Source organism: Edwardsiella hoshinae NBRC 105699 = ATCC 33379, assembly GCF_000474215.1.
Taxonomy (GTDB): Bacteria; Pseudomonadota; Gammaproteobacteria; order Enterobacterales; family Enterobacteriaceae; genus Edwardsiella; species Edwardsiella hoshinae.
On record NZ_BAUC01000037.1, the window covers coordinates 41088 to 60630 of the forward strand.

The window sequence follows — 19543 nt, forward strand, 5'->3', positions numbered from 1 at the left end:
CCGACCGCGCGGCGGAACGAGAAATGCAAAGAAAATGCGGCGCTGCTTTTTTCACCGACCTCATTAGCCAAGGTAATCCCTATTACGCCATCGACCACGTGAACTAATTAGCAACCGTTTGTTTTATTTTCTTATATTTCAATAAATTAAAATGAATAATCAGTAAAGGTAATATTCATGGCGTTAAATTGAAAATCACTCATCCCCCTGCCATTGACACACTCATCATAAGTGGTTATTTCTAAAAAACGCCCTGTACATCCCGTGTACAGGCCCAGATGTTATCTCTGCACCGTGACACCGCGATGCGATCTGCCTGTTTCTGTGGTCGATCGCGGCGCCGCAATCTGGGTCCCAGTGGGCGACGACCTCCTACCCCCGTCAGCACGGGAATCAATGGTAAGGTGGAATCATGGCGAAGCCGTGGCGATGCCACGGCCCACCCGGTTAGCGCGCGCCCTGCGTCGGGCTAATGGACTGTGAGGCCGGCTAATAGGAACACCGGCCACCCTGACACGAGGCTCAACATGCAACAGACAATCATCGCGAAATTTGGCGGCACCAGCGTGGCGAATGCCGATGCCATGCTGCGCTGCGCCGATATCATCCTGTCCAATCCCGCGGTACGTGTCGTGGTACTTTCCGCCGCTGCCGGGGTCACCAATCAGCTAATCGCTCTGGCGGAGGGGCGCGATGCCGCCGAACGGCAACGCTTGATCGACGAGATCGCCCGGATTCACTTGGAGATCCTCAGCGCCCTGCCCGGCAGTGCGGTTGTCCGCAGTGAAATCGCCAGCATGCTGGATAACATCGCCATGCTGGCCGAGGCCGCCTCCCTGGCCACCTCGGCGGCGTTGACCGATGAGCTGGTTAGCCATGGCGAACTAATGTCGACACTGCTGTTCAGCGAATTGTTACGTACCCGGGGCGTCGCCGCCGAATGGTTTGATATCCGCAAGATCATGCGTACCGACGATCATTTCGGCAAGGCCGAACCCGATCAGGAACAACTGCAAGCCCTGGCACAACAATACTTGGCGCCACGCTTGGCTGCATCCTTGATCATCACCCAAGGATTCATCGGCAGCGAAAGCAAGGGGCGCACCACCACCCTGGGACGCGGCGGTAGCGACTATACCGCAGCCCTGCTGGGCGAGGCACTCAATGCCTCCCGAGTCGACATCTGGACCGATGTGCCGGGGATCTACACCACCGATCCGCGCATTGTGCCCGCCGCGCGGCGTATCGACGAGATCGCCTTTTCCGAAGCGGCGGAGATGGCCACCTTCGGTGCCAAGGTTCTCCATCCCGCCACCTTGCTGCCAGCGGTGCGCAGCGATATTCCGGTCTTCGTCGGTTCGAGCCGTGATCCCGGCGCGGGCGGCACGCTGGTGTGTAATAAGAGCGAGCAACCGCCGCTGTTTCGCGCGCTGGCACTGCGCCGCCAGCAGACTCTGCTGACGCTGCATAGCCTCAATATGCTGCACGCACGAGGCTTTCTGGCCGAGGTGTTCGGCATCTTGGCGCGCCATCAGCTATCTGTCGATCTGATCACCACATCTGAAGTCAGCATCGCCCTCACCCTCGACACTACCGGCTCCTGTACCGGCGGGGCCAGTCTACTGACCAGTGCCCTACTGACGGAGCTCTCTTCGCTATGCCGGGTCGAAGTGGAGGAAGGATTAGCGCTGGTAGCGCTGATCGGTAACCAGCTCAGCAACGCCTGTGGCGTCGGCCGCCAGGTTTTCGGCGTCATGGAGCCGTTTAATATCCGCATGATCTGCTACGGCGCCAGCAGCCATAACCTCTGTTTCCTGGTGCCGGGTGAGACCGCCGATTCCGTAGTACAGACCTTGCACGCCAACCTTTTCGAGTCCTCCGCCGCCTAAATGCGCAGAGCCGGCCTCTTGGCCGGCTCTCTCGTCGCTACACTACCTCTTCACGCTGGGTCATAACCCAGATTCGGCGCTAGCCAATACTCGGCCTGCGCCAACGTCATCCCCTTACGCGCCGCATAGTCGGCTACCTGATCGCGTTGGATGCGAGCCACGGCGAAATACTTGCTTTCTGGATGACTGAAGTACCAACCGGAGACCGAGGCACCTGGCCACATGGCATAGGACTCCGTCAGGCGCATACCACACTGAGCCTCAACGTCTAACAGACGCCACAGCGTGGCCTTCTCGCTGTGCTCCGGGCAGGCAGGGTAACCCGGTGCCGGTCGAATGCCACGGTAATTCTCGCGGATCAGCTGTGCGTTATCCAACGCCTCATCGGCGGCATAGCCCCAATGGATCTTACGCACCTGTTCATGTAAGTATTCGGCGAAAGCCTCCGCCAGGCGATCAGCCAACGCCTTCACCATGATCTTATGATAGTCGTCATGTTGTGCCTCGAAGATCTGCACCAAGCGATCTTCCTCCAAACCGCCGGTCACGGCGAAGGCGCCGATATAGTCGGCGATACCGCTCTCCTTGGCGGCGACAAAATCCGCCAGGCAATAGTTAGCCCCGCTAGGCTTACTGCTCTGCTGGCGCAGATGATGGCTGACCGCCAACACCTCACGCCGGGTATCATCACGGTAAATCAGCACATCGTCACCGCAGCGGTTGGCGGCAAACAGGCCGAACACGCCGCGCGGCGTCAGGCTAGCGTCCGCCTCCAGGTTATCCAGTAGACGGTTGGCGTCCACCAACAGGCGTCGCGCCTCTTCACCGACCACCTCGTCCTCAAGGATGCGCGGGTATTTCCCCGCCAGCGACCAGGTGAGGAAGAATGGCGTCCAGTCGATATAGCGGCGCAACGTGGCGATCCCCGGTTGTACCGTCTGTACCCCGAGCCATGATGGACGCGGTGGCGTATAGTGGGTCCAATCCGCTGCGAAGGCGTTGGCGCGTGCCTGCGCTAACGCCAATGGCGGGGTGCGCGGCGTGCGGCGCCCATGCTGAGTGCGAGCAGCCTCATATTCATCACCGATCCGCGCGAGCAACGCTGGCCGCTGCGCCTCGGACAGCAGGGCCGCCACTACGCCAACGGTACGCGACGCATTTTGCACATAGATCGTCGGTCCGCTGTAAGCCGGGGCAATCTTCACCGCCGTATGGGCCTTGGAGGTGGTCGCACCGCCGATCAACAACGGTAGCGTGAAGCCCTGGCGCGTTATCTCGCTGGCCACGTTGACCATCTCATCCAGCGAGGGGGTGATTAACCCCGAGAGGCCGATAATATCCACCTGCTCCTCGCGCGCCACGCGCAGGATCCGTTCGGCAGGTACCATCACCCCCAGATCGATGATCTCGTAGTTATTGCACTGCAACACCACACCGACAATATTCTTGCCGATGTCGTGTACGTCACCTTTCACCGTGGCCAGCAATACCTTGCCGGCGCTGCTCGCACGCTGCTTACTGGCCTCGATAAACGGTGACAGGTAGGCCACCGCTTGTTTCATTACCCGCGCCGACTTGACCACCTGCGGCAAGAACATCTTGCCGTCACCGAACAGGTCACCGACCCGATTCATGCCAGCCATCAGAGGCCCCTCGATCACCGCGATCGGGCGTTCGGCTTGCTGACGCGCCTCCTCGGTATCTTGCTCGATAAACTCGCTGATACCCTTAACCAAGGCATACTCGAGACGCCGCGCCACCGGCCAGTCGCGCCACTCCGCCCGCTGCGCCTCGGCACCGCTCTCCGGCGCACCACGGTAGCGTTCTGCGAGCGCCAGCAGTTGCTCGGTGGCCTCTGGCCGCTGATTGAGAATCACCGCCTCCGCCGCCATGCGCAGATCGTCCGGTAGGCTATCGTAGATCGCCAATTGACCGGCGTTGACGATGCCCATATCCATGCCATTGCGGATGGCGTGGTAGAGAAAGACTGCGTGGATCGCTTCGCGCACCGTTTCATTACCGCGAAAAGAGAAGGAGACGTTGGAGACTCCGCCAGAGATCAGGGCGTGCGGTAGTTGTGCCTTAATCTCGGCACAGGCCTCGATAAAGTCGAGCGCGTAGTTGCTATGCTCCTCAATACCAGTCGCGACAGCGAAAATATTGGGATCGAAGATGATGTCTTCCGGCGGGAAGTCGATACGCTCGGTCAAGAGTTGATAGGCGCGGCGACAGATCGCCACCTTACGCTCCCGGCTATCCGCCTGCCCTTGTTCATCGAACGCCATCACCACCAGCGCGGCACCGTAACGCCGTACCTGACGGGCATGGGACAGAAATGCCGCCTCCCCCTCCTTGAGGGAGAGCGAGTTGACGATCCCCTTGCCCTGAATGCATTTCAGTCCGGCCTCGATCACCGACCAGCGCGAAGAGTCGATCATCAGAGGTACCCGGGCGATATCCGGCTCACCCGCGATCAGATTGAGGAAACGTACCATCGCCGCCTCGGCATCCAACATCCCCTCATCCATGTTGATATCGATGATCTGCGCGCCGTTCTCCACCTGTTGGCGCGCGACCGCCAATGCCTCATCGTAGTTATTCTCCTTGATCAGGCGCTTGAAGCGCGCCGAGCCGGTGACGTTAGTACGCTCACCAACGTTGACGAACAGGCTCTGCGCGTCGATGGTCAACGGCTCTAATCCCGCCAAGCGGCAGGCACGGGCCGGAGCCGGACGCGTTCGTGGGGTGAGATCACGTACCGCCTGGCTGATGGCGGCAATATGTTCGGGGGTGGTGCCGCAACAGCCGCCGACGATATTCAGATAACCTGCCTGTGCCCATTCGGCGATCTGCTGCGCCATCGCCTGCGGTGACAAGTCATACTCACCAAAGGCATTGGGTAACCCGGCATTGGGGTGGGCGCTCACGTAGCACTCGGCGATGCGCGATAACTCCGCAACATATTGGCGTAACTCCGCCGGCCCCAGGGCGCAGTTCAGGCCGATCGAAAGGGGACGGGCGTGACGCAGCGAATGGTAGAATGCCTCGGTGGTCTGGCCGGAGAGAGTACGTCCAGAGGCGTCAGTAATCGTGCCAGAGATCATCACCGGTAACGTGACCCCCAGCTCGGCGAACTCACACTCCAAGGCATACACCGCCGCCTTGGCATTCAAGGTATCGAAGACCGTCTCGATCATCAGCAGATCAACGCCGCCCTCGATCAATGCACGTGCCGACTCACGATAGGCGGCGACCAGTTGATCGAAGGTGATGTTACGATAGGCGGGATCATTGACCGCGGGTGAAATCGACGCTGTACGGTTGGTCGGCCCAAGGATGCCGGCGACGAAGCGCGGTTGATGCGGAGTACGCGCCGTCCATTCATCAGCGCAGGCACGCGCCAAACAGGCGGCCTGGTAGTTGATCTCTGGGGTCAGCGCCTCCATGCGATAGTCCGCCATAGCGATACGTGTCGCGTTAAAGGTGTTGGTCTCCAGAATATCGGCGCCGGCCTCTAAATAGGCGTAGTGGATGGCGCTGATGATGTCGGGCCGGGTCAGCACGAGTAAGTCATTGTTCCCTTTTAGATCGCAAGGCCAATCGGCGAAGCGATCGGCGCGGAAATCCTGCTCACTCAACCCATAGCGCTGGATCATGGTGCCCATGCCGCCATCCAACAGCAAAATCCGTTTTTCTAAGCGGCGGCGCAACCGTTCAAGCGTCGTATTCACTCTCACTCCTTGTCCTATTATTGGCAGCGGTCTGCCTCGTCTCCCCGACGGTTTATGCAGCAAAACCCCGTTTTTTCCATCCTAGCACAGCTATTAGTCAGAGTGGCGGCGCGCCAGTTGAGGCTTTTTCATCTATGACCCTAGCGGGTCGCCCAGCGCGATAACAGAAGCAAAAGCAGAAGCAGAAGCAGAAGCAGAAGCAGAAGCAGAAGCAGAAGCAGAAGAAATGAGCGCTGCCCGGCCTGTCAAACACAAGCCGGGATTAGCGCGCGGCTTATTGCGCGGGCTGGACCACCATCTGGCCGACGCTGCCGCGATCGGCCAACTCCAGGGTGCCGCTGTAGAACAGGAAAGGGAAATGCGGCGAAGAGGGTTGCGGGAAATAGACCAACAGCGATACCTCACCGTCGACCCACACGCTATCCTTCCAACCGCGATCCTCAACCAACGGCGGCGCATTATTGACACTCTTCACCAAAAACTGCGCGCCCTGGATGTAGAATGATTGAGGCGTATCGGCGCGCACCGTCCAGCGCTCCCAAGTCCCTTGACGTGCCTGGATATCGATGCGACCTGCATCCCACAAAGCACCGTTGATCCCTGGATGCGAGGCGCTACCCAACATGATACTGCGGTTGTTGACCACATCCCCTTCCGCTAACGGCTCAGCGCCCAAACGTGCCGGTAAGGTATCGGTCATCAACGGCAATAATCCGGTCGGACGTAGGGTCAATACCCGCGTAGAGACCAGTATCGACGAGGGCTCGAATAACCCGCGTAGGCGATCCATGATCCCCGCCGCTTCACCGGCGGTGATGGTTACCTCCTCGCCCTTACTCATATCGATCAATACCTCTCGTCGCTCGCCGGGCGCCAAGGGCAGGGTCTCCGCCTGAAGCGGGGCCGGTAGTAGCCCCTGATCGCTGGCGATGACAAAGAAAGGGCGGCCATCGGAGAGCTGCAACAGATAGCGCCGCGAGTTCGAGGCATTGAGCAGACGCAGACGCACCCAACCGCGCGACACCTCGACATAGGGATCCTGCACCCCGTTGACCAGCAGAGTGTCACCGAGGAAGCCGCCCGAGGCGGGCGGGTCGTATTCTGGGACACCGAAGTTATCGAGACGCTTGTCCTGGAGGATCACCGGGAAATCATCCACCCCGTAGTGGTTGGGTAATGGTGCATTCTTGCTGTACTGATCCTCCACCAGCCATAGGCCAGCCAGACCGTTGTACACCTGCGCGGCCATATGGCGCGGAGTATTCGCGTGATACCACAGTGTGGCCGCCGATTGGCGAATGGGTAACACCGGAGACCAATCCACCCCGGGCGCCATTTGACGCGCGGGCCCCCCCGCCAGCGGACCAGGCACCAGCAGGCCGGCGACCTCCATCGCTACCGCCTCGTTCAGGCGATTACTGTAAATCAGCTTCACATCATCGCCGCTGTGTACGCGCACCGTCGGCCCTAGGTAAACGCCATTGACGCCCCAGGTACTGACCTTACGCGTCCCCATGAAAGCCCAATGCGTTCGCTCCAACGACAGGAACAACGGCTGACCTCGGCGTGACTCCAACAGCGGGGGCACCGGCAGAACGGCCTGCGCCCCGCCACTCGCCCGAGCCTGTAACGGCAATCCGCTGGCGCAGAGCGCCAACCCGGAGGCCTGAATAAACCGACGTCGACTGAGTGACATAACTTCTCCCGTAAATCCAAAAAGGGCACCGTGCAGGCGATCCGCTTAAACGCGTTTCGCCGCCTGAGCCTCACGCTCCGCCACTTCGGCATCCAACTGTTTTATCTTGTCGGCCATCACAGTGCGGCAATGCTCGGCCAGCTCACGTACCTGATCCTTACGCCAGCCGCTGGTATCGATCGGCGGCAACATCTCGACGATCACCACGCCATTATTCCACCGATTGAGCTTCACCTTGTCGTGCGTGTTGGAGACACAGATAGGGATGATCGGTACTCCAGCCGCCAGCGCCGCGTGGAAAGCACCGGTCTTGAATGGCATCAGCCCGCGCCCACGGCTACGCGTCCCTTCCGGGAACATCCAGAAGGAAATGCGGCGGGCACGAAACTGCTCGACCACCGCCGCGATGGTATTGTGTGCCTTGGCGCGATTATTCCGGTCGATCAGCAGGTTACCGGTCAACCAATACAGTTGGCCGAAAAAGGGGATCCACACCAGGCTCTTCTTACCGACGGTTACCGTATTGGGCTGCACCGCGTTGGAGGCGGTGACCATGTCGTAATTGTTCTGGTGGTTAGCGATGTAGATAGCATTGCCATAGTTTGCCGCATCGGGTGGCAGGCGCGTTTCTACTTGCAGGCCGAACAGCGGCGACAGGCGACCGAACCAGTGACCAAAGCGCGCCACATGACGCGGGTTGCGCGGGCTGAAGAGACAATACAGCGAACCGACGATACAGATCACGATACATAACAGCGTAATCAGGATGACCCGAAGAATAAATAGCATAACAACCCTCAATAAACAGAATAGCGGGCGGTACGCTCCGTCGCACCCGCCCACTCAAGCCGCACTCAGACGGCCTGAGTATGACTTGTCTTACTCGTCGCCGTCCGCACCGAGACGCAACGGTGTGGCGGCTTCTACATCGACCCGTTCGACACGCTGTAAGCCTCGCGGCAACTGTGTTCCTTTGCGCCCGCGTTCGGCGCGGAACTTTTGTAGATCCTGCGGCTTCATCACCAGTTTACGCTTACCAACATGTAACGTCAGCGCGCTCTGCGGCGCCAGTACCAGCAGCCATTTCAGGGTATCCTCACCGGCAGCGGCTTGGGCGGCGGGGATGGAGATAATCTTGTTCCCCTTGCCCTTCGACAACTGCGGCAAGTCATGCACCGGGAACATCAGCATGCGCCCAGCCTGAGTGATGGCCAACAGCATGTCCTCATCGCCGTGGATCTCCAGCGGCGGCAGCACCTTGGCATTCTCCGGTAGGGTCAGCATCGCCTTACCGGCGCGGTTACGCGCCACCAGATCGCTGAAGGTGCAGACGAAGCCATAGCCAGCGTCGGAGGCCATCAACAGCTTCTGGTTCTCCGCCGCCATCAGTACATGCTCGATAGTCGCTCCCGGCGGCGGCGTCAGCTTACCGGTCAGCGGTTCGCCCTGACCACGCGCCGACGGTAGGGTGAGCGGGTCAAGAGCATAACTACGGCCGGTGGAATCAATAAATACCACCGGTTGGTTGCTCTTGCCGCGCGCCGCGGCGCGGAAACCATCCCCCGCCTTGTAATTCAGCCCGCTCGGATCGATATCGTGCCCCTTAGCACTACGTACCCAGCCGCCTTCAGACAAGACGATGGTCACCGGTTCGCTCGGCACGAAGTCATGCTCGCTCATCGCCTTAGCTTCAGCCCGTTCGTGCAGCGGAGAACGACGTGCATCACCATAGGTCGCGGCATCGGCGATGATCTCTTTCTTAATCAGGGTGGCAAGCTTACGCTCGGAGGCCAGCAGCGCCTGGAGACGGTCACGCTCCTGAGCCAGGTCATCCTGCTCGCCACGAATTTTTATCTCTTCCAGACGGGCCAATTGGCGCAGTTTCAACTCCAGGATGGCCTCGGCTTGCGTCTCGCTGAGGCCAAAACGCGCCACCAGCTCCGACTTGGGATCGTCCTCAGTACGAATGATGTGGATCACCTCATCGATATTCAGGAAAGCGATCAGTAAGCCTTCTAGAATGTGCAGGCGCTTGAGTACCTTCTCCAGACGGTAGTTGAGGCGACGGCGTACCGTCTCGCGGCGGTAGCTCAGCCATTCGCTGAGGATCTCACGCAGATCCTTGACTGCCGGTCGGCGATCCAAGCCGATCATATTCAGGTTGATACGGTAACTTTTCTCCAGATCGGTGGTGGCGAACAGATGGTTCATCACCTGATCAAGATCGACGCGATTCGATCGTGGCACGATCACCAGACGCGTCGGATTCTCATGATCTGATTCGTCACGCAGATCCTCCACCATCGGCAGCTTCTTGCTACGCATCTGGCTGGCTATCTGCTCCAACACCTTGGCACCCGAAGTCTGATGCGGTAGGGCGCTGATGACGATCTCACCCTCCTCCTTCTTCCATACCGCGCGCATCCGTACCGAGCCGCGCCCGGTGCGGTAGATCTTGCGGATCTCGTCGCGCGGCGTGATGATCTCCGCTTCGGTGGGAAAATCCGGCCCCTGAATGTGTGTCAGCAGATCATCCAGTGAGCTATCTGGGTTGTCCAACAACGCCACCAGGGCGTTAGCGACCTCGCGCGCGTTGTGCGGCGGGATATCCGTCGCCATACCGACGGCAATACCGGTGGTGCCGTTCAACAAGATGTTAGGTAGGCGCGCCGGCAGGAACTTCGGCTCCTGCAAGGTTCCGTCGAAGTTAGCGACATACTCAACCGTGCCCTGCCCCAATTCACTGAGTAAGACTTCGGCATAGCGCGACAGGCGGGATTCGGTATAACGCATGGCGGCGAAAGATTTGGGATCGTCCGGCGCCCCCCAGTTCCCCTGACCATCCACCAAGGGATAACGGTAGGAGAAAGGCTGCGCCATCAGCACCATCGCCTCGTAACAGGCGCTGTCGCCATGCGGATGATATTTACCCAGCACATCGCCGACGGTACGTGCCGACTTCTTGAATTTCGCGCTGGCGTTCAGCCCCAGCTCAGACATCGCATACACGATGCGACGCTGAACCGGCTTCAGCCCGTCGCCGATAAAGGGCAACGCTCGGTCCATGATGACGTACATGGAATATTGCAGATAGGCGTCTTCAGTAAACGCTCGGAGCGCTACACGCTCACTGTTGTCATGAGTCAGATCGCTCATTGGTCATCCTCTGGGCGCGGCCATGGTCCGCCTGGACCGACGACTGCAAGAAAATCATGCAATAGCCGCGATAGTAACGTATTTTTTCTCCGCCTGTCACAGCACGCCACACAGGTATGCCGCCATGCGAAAGAAAACAGAACAGGCCACCCGCAGGCAGCCTGTCGGATAGCAGGCAGGACGCTTTACACATCCAACTCAGCCAAGTTGCCGTTCTCTTGCAGCCAGTTACGGCGATCCTCGGCACGTTTTTTGGCCAGCAACATGTCCATCACCGCCACGGTACGCTCCATCTCCTCGTCGTCGATGGTCAACTGCACCAGACGGCGCGTATTAGGATCCAATGTCGTTTCGCGTAGTTGCAGCGGATTCATCTCGCCCAACCCCTTGAAACGCTGAACATTCGGCTTACCTTTCTTACGCTTCAGCTGCTCCAACACCCCAGCCTTCTCCTCTTCGCTCAGGGCATAGAACACCTCTTTGCCGAGATCGATGCGGTACAGCGGCGGCATGGCGACATAGACATGGCCGGCTTGCACCAACGGGCGGAAGTGACGTACAAACAGCGCGCACAGTAGTGTGGCGATATGCAGCCCATCCGAGTCCGCATCGGCCAAGATACAAATTTTGCCATAACGCAGTTGGCTCAGATCGTCGCTGTCCGGGTCAATGCCGATGGCGACCGAGATATCATGCACCTCCTGCGATGCCAGTACCTCATCGGAAGAGACCTCCCAGGTATTCAGGATCTTCCCTTTCAACGGCATGATCGCTTGGTATTCGCGGTCACGCGCCTGCTTGGCGGAGCCACCCGCCGAATCCCCTTCCACCAGGAACAGCTCGGTGCGCGCTAAATCTTGGGCGCTGCAATCCGCCAACTTACCCGGCAGAGCCGGACCACTGGTCAGCTTCTTACGCACCACCTTCTTCGCCGCCCGCATGCGGCGCTGGGCGCTGTTGATGGCCAACTCGGCCAATTGCTCGGCGGCCTGAACGTTTTGGTTCAACCACAGGCTGAAGGCGTCTTTGACCACCCCGGAAACAAATGCCGCACACTGGCGTGAAGAGAGGCGCTCTTTAGTCTGGCCGGCGAATTGCGGATCCTGCATCTTGACGGATAACACGTAGGCACAGCGTTCCCAGATGTCGTCGGCGCTCAGTTTCACCCCGCGAGGTAACAGATTGCGGAACTCGCAGAACTCACGCATCGCGTCCAGTAATCCCTGGCGCAATCCGTTGACATGGGTGCCTCCCTGTTGCGTCGGAATCAGGTTCACGTAGCTTTCGGTCAATAACTCGCCGCCCTCAGGCAACCACAGCAGCGCCCAATCTACTGCCTCACTCTCTGTGGCGAAGGTGCCGGTGAATGGCTGCTCCGGTAACGTCACCAAACCATTGACCGACTCCATCAAGTAGTCGGTCAAGCCGTCTTGATAGCACCAACGCTGCTCACTGCCGTTGACCAGATCACGAAACAGGATCTCGACGCCAGGGCAAAGGACGGCCTTGGCCTTGAGCAGATGACTCAAACGCGAAACGGAGAAACGCGCCGAGTCAAAGAACTGCGCATCTGGCCAGAAATGGACGCTGGTGCCGGTGTTACGCCGCCCAACCGTCCCGGTGACATGCAATTCCTCCACCTTCTCGCCGTTTTCAAAGGCCATCTGGTAGATCTGGCCGTCACGGCGCACGCTGACCTCAACCCGGCGCGACAGGGCGTTGACGACCGAGATCCCCACGCCATGCAAGCCACCGGAGAATTGGTAGTTTTTATTGGAAAACTTGCCGCCGGCGTGCAGCCGGCACAGGATCAACTCGATAGCCGGCACCCCCTCTTCCGGGTGGATGTCGACCGGCATTCCGCGTCCGTCGTCAATCACCTCTAGGGATTGGTCGGGGTGCAGAATCACCTCGACTCGCGTGGCGTGGCCTGCCAGCGCCTCGTCAATGCTGTTATCAATCACCTCTTGTCCCAAGTGATTGGGACGGGTGGTATCGGTATACATACCCGGACGACGGCGCACGGGTTCAAGGCCGCTGAGCACCTCGATGGCGTCGGCGTTATAACTGGATTGAGTCATCTTATGAGTCGTAAAGTCGATGTTTGTCAATCAGATGGGAAAAGCAGGAGATACCGCCAGCGCGTCCCCTGCTTTACCCACCCGTCTCGTGTGGCCTGCGGAGCTACTCCGCGCTCAGCCCCAAAAAGTCTATGATTTGCGGGAAGAAACGTTCTATTCCTACGAAGGCATGATTGCCTCCCTCTTCGAGCGTCTGGCGACAGGGAGTGTAGTAAGCCACGGCTTGGCGGTAATCCAATACCTCGTCACCACTCTGTTGTAGCAACCAGAGCAGATCCGGCGACTCCAGAGGCTCGACCTGCATCACCTTCAAATCAAAGACGTGGCGAGACTCTAGCACATATTGCTGCCCGGTGTAGGGGTTCTCATTCTGCCCCAAATAGTCCAATAACAACTCAAAGGGGCGTACCGCCGGATTAATCACCACCGCAGGCAGAGTGAAACATTGGGACAGCCAGGTCGCATAGTAGCCGCCGAGCGAGGAGCCCACCAGTCCAAGCGGGCGACCTGCGCGCTCCATCACCAGTTCCTCCAGCAGTTGCGCCGCATCCGCAGGGTAAGGCGGCAACTGTGGCACCAGCATGGTGATCTGAGGGTGATGTTCGGCCAGCCAACGTTGAAGAGCCGTCGCCTTAGCGGAGCGGGGAGAACTGTTAAAGCCATGCAAGTAAAGAAGAGTAGGCATCATCAATAGCCGTCAGCATCCAAATCCGGCCTAAATTCGTTACCGGCCAGGCGGTGTACCGCCGTGGTCACTCGCCCGTCTGGATGCAGATCCAGATAGCGCCAGCCCGGAGAAATGGTATCGATAGTAAAATTGGTACATAGCGGTTTGAATTGGACACAAGTCGACGGCGTCGCCAATAGACGGCAACCATTCCAGTCCAGATCCAACTCCTGATGGATGTGGCCGCACACCAGTGTATTCACCTGGGGATGACGCCGCACGATCTCATCCAATGCATGGGCGTTACGCAGACTATGTTGATCCAGCCAAGTGCACCCCGAGGGCAACGGATGATGATGCAACAATAGCATGGTATGACGCTGCGGCTCGCTAGCGAGCGCCTGTTCAAGCCATTCAAGCTGATAGTCACTTAATTCGCCATGCGGCACGCCAACCACCTGACTGTCCAGCAACACGATTTGCCAGCGCTCCCCCAGTAGGGCACGTTTACTGGCCTGCACGCCAGCCTGCGCCAACGTATCGACCATCGCCGGCTGAAAATCGTGATTCCCTGGCAGCCACAGGCAAGGCTTTTGCAACGTGGCAATGCCTTCCGCAAAGTGTTGATAGGCTGCACTAGAGTGGTCCTGCGCCAAATCCCCCGTCGCGACGATAAGATCGAAGGGATGAGCCTCCGCACGGATCGCCGCTAACACGGCCTGATAGCTGCGGTAGGTATTGACCCCGAGCAGAGTTTCTTGCGGCCCCGCAAACAGATGGGTATCGGTAATTTGCAATAATCTGACCGGCGCCCCACTCGCTACGGCCAGATGAAACAGGCTTTCCAAATAACGTCCTTTATGACTTGAGTCTGTCAGAACCTGCAAAATGGCAGTTACATGGCTAAATCGCAATGAACGGTTTAAAAAGAGCTCGGCTCCCGCCCTGCGCCAGCGCTTACGCCCACAGATGCAGCGATCTCGTGCGCAGAAACTCAGTTAATTTGATGCTTTTCATCGCACTGATGCAACTTTTTATTCTGGTAATCATAACGTGCTTCGCAGCAGAAGATCTGCTGTACCGCACACAATTCCATCACTCACCTCGTGTGTGGCGCGGTAAGCGCTGCTCGACCCACGCAATCGCATCGAAGCTGCATAGTAACGATTGAGGTATGATCACAGCAATCCCACAAGCGTCTGAATTTACGCCGCGGTCTCACACCTCAATCCTGCCAGGCTGCGCGCAACGCGACGTGATTGAGGGCGAGCCACTGCAAGGCGATCACCGAAGCGGCGTTATCGATGACGCCTTGTTCGACCCAGCGGTAGGCCTGCTCCCGGCTCACCACATGCACTCGAATATCCTCATGCTCTTCGGCTAAGCCGTGTACCCCCGAGGCCGTGCTTGCGTCGACTTCACCCACGACGATCGAGAGGCGCTCGCTAGTACCGCCAGGGCTGGCAAGGTAACTCAATACCGGACGACAACGTCCCACACTAATCCCCGCCTCCTCCAACGCTTCGCGACGTGCCACCTGCTCGACGCTTTCGCCCTCTTCGATCATCCCAGCGACCATCTCCAGCAACCAAGGGGTCGCGCTGCTATCGTAGGCCGGGATGCGTAGTTGTTCGATCAATACCACCTCATCACGCCGTGGATCATAGGGCAGTAACACGGCCGCATGTCCCCGCTCAAACACCTCGCGCACCACCTCGCCGCTCATCTCACCATTAAAAAGACGGTGGCGAAAACGGTAGCTGTCGAGCGAAAAAAAACCACGGTAGCGAGTTTCCCGTGCAATAATTTCCACATCATCTTTGCTGAAGGTGACGGGGCTGGGTTTGTCGAGACACATAACGTAATATCCTTACTGATTGAAAGTGCATCGGACCTGAACACATCCAGCCGCAGCCAACGGTGTTGCCGTCCGTACGCCTAAAAATCGTTGTGATTTAGCAAGAATGGCACATTCGGCCACCAGCCTCAGCGGAGGCTCTCTGGTAAAATTATCAGTCTATGACGTTAGGTCTGTGCCACGCTAACCATTTTTCTGCATAACAAGGAATGCAAATGAAGAAACTGCTCCCTCTTCTTATTGGCCTAAGCCTCAGTGGCTTCAGTGCATTAAGTCAGGCAGAAAACCTGATGCAGGTGTACCAACAGGCTAAAGAAAGCAACCCAGACCTGCGCCAGGCCGCCGCCAACCGTGATGCTGCATTCGAAAAAATCAATGAATCACGCAGCCCACTGCTGCCACAACTCGGATTGGGTGCAGACTATACTTACACCAACGGCTTCCGCGACAGTTCTGGCCTGAACTCCAATAATTACGGCGCGACGCTGGCGCTGACGCAAACTCTCTTCGACATGTCCAAGTGGCGCCAATTGTCATTGACCGAAAAGCAGGCCGGTATTCAGGATGTCTCCTACCAGTCATCCGAGCAAACGCTGATGCTCAATACCGCCACGGCTTACTTCAATGTGCTACGCGCTATCGATCAGTTGACCTATACCGAGGCCAACAAACAAGCTATCTACAACCAGCTCGATCAGACCACCCAGCGCTTCAATGTCGGCCTGGTGGCGATCACCGATGTACAGAACGCCCGCGCCCAATACGATCAGGTGCTAGCCCAAGAAGTAACAGCGCGCAACAACCTGGATAACGCGCTGGAGGCTCTGCGCCAAATCACCGGCCAATACTATCCGCAGCTTTCCGCCCTGAATATCGATCGCTTCAACACCCAGCGACCGCAGGATGTCAAGGCACTGTTGCAAGAGGCGGAGAAACGCAACCTGCAACTGTTAAGCGCACGGTTGAACCAGGATCTGGCACGCCAGCAGATCAAATATGCGGAAACCGGCTACATGCCGACCCTGAACCTGACCGCCTCTACCGGCGTCAGCAATACCGACTATAACAGCCTGTCCAATGCCCAGAAGATGCAGAACCCGAACGGCAGCAGCAGTTATCAGGGGCAGAACACCATTGGTCTGAGCTTTAACCTGCCGCTGTACTCCGGGGGCGCCACCAACTCACAGGTGAAACAGGCACAGTACAACTTCGTCGCCGCCAGCGAGGCGTTGGATGGCGCGCACCGCAGCGTAGTGCAGAATGTCCGCTCCTCCTTTAATAACATCTCAGCCGCCATCAGTGGTGTCGCCGCCTATAAGCAGGCCGTCGTCTCCGCGCAAAGCTCGTTGGATGCGACTCAGGCTGGCTATCAGGTGGGCACACGCACCATCGTCGATGTGTTAAACGCGACCACCGCGCTGTATAACGCCAAGCAGAATCTGGCCAATGCGCGCTATGACTACTTGATCAGTCAGTTGAACATCAAGTATGCCTTAGGGACCCTCAACCAAAACGATCTGTTGGCGCTTAACGGCGAACTGAATAAACCGGTGTCGACCTCCGCCGACAACATCGCGCCCAATGATGCAGCACAAGTCGCCAAGGCTAATGGCCCGATTCCAGGTGGCAGCGTACGTTAAGCCATTAACGTTGTGCAGTAATCAGCGACGATAAAAAGGCGGAGATCATCTCCGCCTTTTTGTTTCCCCACGCCCCTGCCGTTACAGCAGATCCTGCTGTGCGATGCCTTCAGGGGTATGCATCCGCGCCTCGTAAACGCGCGCCTTATCTCGGTCAAACTGCCGCTCCCACTTGGCGATCACCAAAACCGCCAAGGCATTACCGACCACGTTAAGCGCCGTACGCGCCATATCCAGAATACGATCGACTCCGGCAATAAAGGCCAATCCCTCAAGCGGGATCCCCACACTCCCCAGAGTCGCCAGCAAGACTACGAAGGAGACGCCCGGGACGCCAGCGATCCCTTTAGAGGTAACCATCAACGTCAACACCAGGATGATCTCATGCCCCAGGGAGAGTTGGATACCATAGAGCTGGGCGATAAAGATAGCAGCAATACTCTGATACAACGTCGAACCATCGAGGTTAAAGGAGTAACCGGTCGGTACGACGAAGCTAGTGATCGAGCTCGGAGCGCCATAGGCCGTCATCTTCTCCATGATGCGCGGCAGCACGGTCTCCGAACTCGCGGTGGAGTAAGCCAGGATCAACTCGTCCTTAAGGATGGTGATCAGGGTCCAAATACGCAACCGACATAGGCGTGCCACAGCACCAAGCACCACCAAGCCAAAGAAAAGGATCGCGCCGTATACCAACACAACCAACTTAGCTAGAGGCAGCAAAGCGGCGAAACCGAAGTTAGCCACGGTTACCGAGATCAGCCCAAACACCCCGATCGGCGCATAACGCATGATCATATGGGTGACCTTAAACATGCTTTCGGAAATGGCTCGAAAGACGCGCAGCAGCGGCTCTTTGTGATCATTTGGCAATGAGGAGAGACCTAGACCAAATAAGACCGAGAAGAAAATGATCGGTAGGATCTCTCCCTTAGCTAAAGCCGCGAACAGGTTAGCGGGAATGAGCGCCAGCAGCGTGCCGACCAGGCTATGCGCACCACTTTGCACCTGCTCGGTAGTCCGCTCATATTGAGAGATATCGACCGTCGCCAACTGGCTCATATCAACGCCATGGCCGGGCTGGAATAAGTTCGCCAAGGTGATACCGACGATGATAGCGATGGTAGTGATCGCCTCAAAGTAAACGATGGTCTTCAGACCGATCCTACCCAGTTTCTTGGCATCACCCACACCGGCGATACCGACGATCAGCGTCGAGATGACGATAGGTAGGACAATCATCTTAATCAGGCGGATAAAGATATCTCCCGCCGGGCTGAGCAGATTATTCACCAACCACTGGCGTGACTCACTCTGCTCGTGCAGGACGGCACCTACAATAATACCTAAAATCAATGCAATAACGATTTGCCATGCCAGGGTTAATCTAAAATGCTTCATTATTCAACTACCTCATTATTATCGGCCGCTCCGCGACCCTTTTTTGTGTTTCCCACTTCCTGGCTCACGTCATGCACCGCAACCTGTCGCGCTACGGATGACATGACTAACGGCAAGATATAAGCATAATTTATGCCACTAGGGCCGACATATTCCCCCTTTCACCTAAAAGCGCTCCCACCATCATTCCCAGGTCAATCATTGCGCGCGATATAAATTCATTGAGTATGTTTGTTAATCAACATATTAGCGCGTGACGGAATCGGCCCGGCCCAAAGTGATACCCGACACGGTTTTGCACTATTTTTGGGCCCTTTTTTAGTGCAATGCACCGTATTTCAACCAACCTTAGCGTGACTCGCCGTACGATCTCCCTCGATTTATTGCGTGATCATGCACGCAAAATATACAAAAAACCCTAACCGACTCTAAAATTAACTCTATATTGACATATTGTTAACATTCTTGTGGAGACACAGTATGAGCCTCATCCATACCTACCCTGTGCCGCGGGATATCGCCCAGCATGCCTTCATCAGCGAAGAGATGTACCGTGAAATGTATCAAGCCTCAGTCAACAATCCTGACGCATTCTGGCGCGAACAAGGACAAATCATCAGTTGGATCACCCCCTACACTCGAGTTAAAAACAGTAGCTTCGATCCCGGGCACATCCGCATCCGCTGGTTTGAAGACGGTACCTTGAATCTGGCGGCCAATTGCTTGGATCGCCACTTAGCGGAGCGCGGCGATCAGACCGCCATCATCTGGGAAGGGGACGACCCACAGGAAAGCCGCTATGTCACTTATCGCCAACTACACCAGGAAGTCTGCCGTTTTGCCAACGCCCTCAAATCACTCCAGGTCACTAAGGGCGATGTCGTAGCGATCTATATGCCGATGGTGGTCGAGGCAGCGGTCGCAATGCTGGCCTGTGCGCGCATTGGCGCTATTCACTCGGTGATTTTCGGCGGTTTCTCACCAGAGGCAGTCGCTGGACGCATCATTGACTCTGGCGCCAAGGTGGTGATCACCGCAGATGAGGGTGTACGCGCCGGGCGCGCTATCCCCCTTAAACGCAACGTCGACGAGGCATTGCAACATCCTCAAGTCGCAAGCGTGCAACATGTGGTGGTATTCCGCCGCACTGGCACCCCCGGAGAGTGGTATGCTGGCCGCGATCATTGGTGGCATGAACTGATTGCACAGGCGGATGAACACTGCCCGGTCGCCGTCATGAAGGCTGAGGATCCGTTGTTCATCCTATATACCTCTGGGTCAACGGGAAAACCCAAAGGCGTGTTACATACGACCGGGGGCTACCTAGTCTATGCCGCAACCACGTTTAAATATGTCTTCGATTATCATCCCGGCGATATTTACTGGTGCACCGCCGACGTCGGTTGGGTCACCGGCCATAGCTA

12 protein-coding genes and 1 pseudogene are annotated in these 19543 nt (G+C 57.5%); 3 read left to right on the forward strand and 10 right to left on the reverse strand.

Annotated features, from left to right (window positions below):
- Nucleotides 1-527 precede the first annotated feature (527 nt).
- The gene (lysC, locus tag EHO01S_RS14790) at nt 528-1889 is read left to right on the forward strand and encodes a lysine-sensitive aspartokinase 3 (protein WP_024524697.1); all 1362 of its coding nucleotides are present in this window, start codon (nt 528-530) and stop codon (nt 1887-1889) included.
- Nucleotides 1890-1939: 50 nt separating this feature from the next.
- On the opposite strand, the gene metH is transcribed toward lysC, so the two are convergent.
- The 9 genes and pseudogenes from metH to nudF all read right to left on the reverse strand — a co-directional run bounded on the left by metH (nt 1940) and on the right by nudF (nt 15078).
- Complete coding sequence (gene metH / locus EHO01S_RS14795; RefSeq protein ID WP_024524698.1) at nt 1940-5620, reverse strand: methionine synthase; 3681 nt, start codon at nt 5618-5620, stop codon at nt 1940-1942.
- A gap of 274 nt (nt 5621-5894) precedes the next feature.
- Complete coding sequence (ftsP, locus tag EHO01S_RS14800; protein ID WP_024524699.1) at nt 5895-7316, reverse strand: cell division protein FtsP; 1422 nt, start codon at nt 7314-7316, stop codon at nt 5895-5897.
- A 45-nt stretch (nt 7317-7361) separates the two neighbouring features.
- Nucleotides 7362-8105 (reverse strand): 1-acylglycerol-3-phosphate O-acyltransferase, encoded by a 744-nt coding sequence (locus EHO01S_RS14805; protein ID WP_024524700.1) that lies wholly within the window; start codon nt 8103-8105, stop codon nt 7362-7364.
- A 90-nt stretch (nt 8106-8195) separates the two neighbouring features.
- Nucleotides 8196-10472: a DNA topoisomerase IV subunit A gene (parC, locus tag EHO01S_RS14810; RefSeq protein WP_024524701.1), complete on the reverse strand. Its 2277-nt coding sequence runs from the start codon at nt 10470-10472 to the stop codon at nt 8196-8198.
- Nucleotides 10473-10657: 185 nt separating this feature from the next.
- Nucleotides 10658-12553 (reverse strand): DNA topoisomerase IV subunit B, encoded by a 1896-nt coding sequence (gene parE, locus EHO01S_RS14815; RefSeq protein ID WP_024524702.1) that lies wholly within the window; start codon nt 12551-12553, stop codon nt 10658-10660.
- 103 nt (nt 12554-12656) lie between these two features.
- Nucleotides 12657-13238, reverse strand: coding sequence for an esterase YqiA (yqiA, locus tag EHO01S_RS14820; RefSeq protein WP_024524703.1), 582 nt, complete (start codon nt 13236-13238; stop codon nt 12657-12659).
- Between the two features lie 2 nt (nt 13239-13240).
- Nucleotides 13241-14068, reverse strand: a complete 828-nt coding sequence (gene cpdA / locus EHO01S_RS14825) for a 3',5'-cyclic-AMP phosphodiesterase (RefSeq protein WP_024524704.1) — start codon at nt 14066-14068, stop codon at nt 13241-13243.
- A gap of 149 nt (nt 14069-14217) precedes the next feature.
- Nucleotides 14218-14319 (reverse strand): annotated as a pseudogene (locus EHO01S_RS19435) (DUF1249 domain-containing protein); the annotation flags it as partial.
- Between the two features lie 126 nt (nt 14320-14445).
- Nucleotides 14446-15078 (reverse strand): ADP-ribose diphosphatase, encoded by a 633-nt coding sequence (gene nudF / locus EHO01S_RS14835; RefSeq protein WP_024524705.1) that lies wholly within the window; start codon nt 15076-15078, stop codon nt 14446-14448.
- Between the two features lie 215 nt (nt 15079-15293).
- On the opposite strand from nudF, the gene tolC reads away from it, so the two are divergent.
- A complete protein-coding gene (gene tolC, locus EHO01S_RS14840; protein ID WP_024524706.1) occupies nt 15294-16718 on the forward strand; it encodes an outer membrane channel protein TolC in 1425 nt (474 codons plus the stop codon).
- Between the two features lie 81 nt (nt 16719-16799).
- Here the strand turns inward: tolC and gltP are convergent, their stop codons facing one another.
- A complete protein-coding gene (gene gltP / locus EHO01S_RS14845) occupies nt 16800-18119 on the reverse strand; it encodes a glutamate/aspartate:proton symporter GltP (protein WP_024524707.1) in 1320 nt (439 codons plus the stop codon).
- 480 nt (nt 18120-18599) lie between these two features.
- Here gltP and EHO01S_RS14850 point away from each other — a divergent pair.
- A partial coding sequence (locus EHO01S_RS14850; protein WP_024524708.1) for an AMP-binding protein occupies nt 18600-19543 on the forward strand: 944 nt, incomplete at its 3' end.

Excerpts from the sequence above, each read along its gene's own strand:
- lysC (WP_024524697.1), top strand. The coding sequence starts at position 528 with ATGCAACAGACAATCATCGCGAAATTTGGCGGCACCAGCGTGGCGAAT.
- ftsP (WP_024524699.1), bottom strand. The coding sequence starts at position 7,316 with ATGTCACTCAGTCGACGTCGGTTTATTCAGGCCTCCGGGTTGGCGCTC.
- EHO01S_RS14805 (WP_024524700.1), bottom strand. The coding sequence starts at position 8,105 with ATGCTATTTATTCTTCGGGTCATCCTGATTACGCTGTTATGTATCGTG.
- parC (WP_024524701.1), bottom strand. The coding sequence starts at position 10,472 with ATGAGCGATCTGACTCATGACAACAGTGAGCGTGTAGCGCTCCGAGCG.
- parE (WP_024524702.1), bottom strand. The coding sequence starts at position 12,553 with ATGACTCAATCCAGTTATAACGCCGACGCCATCGAGGTGCTCAGCGGC.
- yqiA (WP_024524703.1), bottom strand. The coding sequence starts at position 13,238 with ATGCCTACTCTTCTTTACTTGCATGGCTTTAACAGTTCTCCCCGCTCC.
- nudF (WP_024524705.1), bottom strand. The coding sequence starts at position 15,078 with ATGTGTCTCGACAAACCCAGCCCCGTCACCTTCAGCAAAGATGATGTG.
- tolC (WP_024524706.1), top strand. The coding sequence starts at position 15,294 with ATGAAGAAACTGCTCCCTCTTCTTATTGGCCTAAGCCTCAGTGGCTTC.
- gltP (WP_024524707.1), bottom strand. The coding sequence starts at position 18,119 with ATGAAGCATTTTAGATTAACCCTGGCATGGCAAATCGTTATTGCATTG.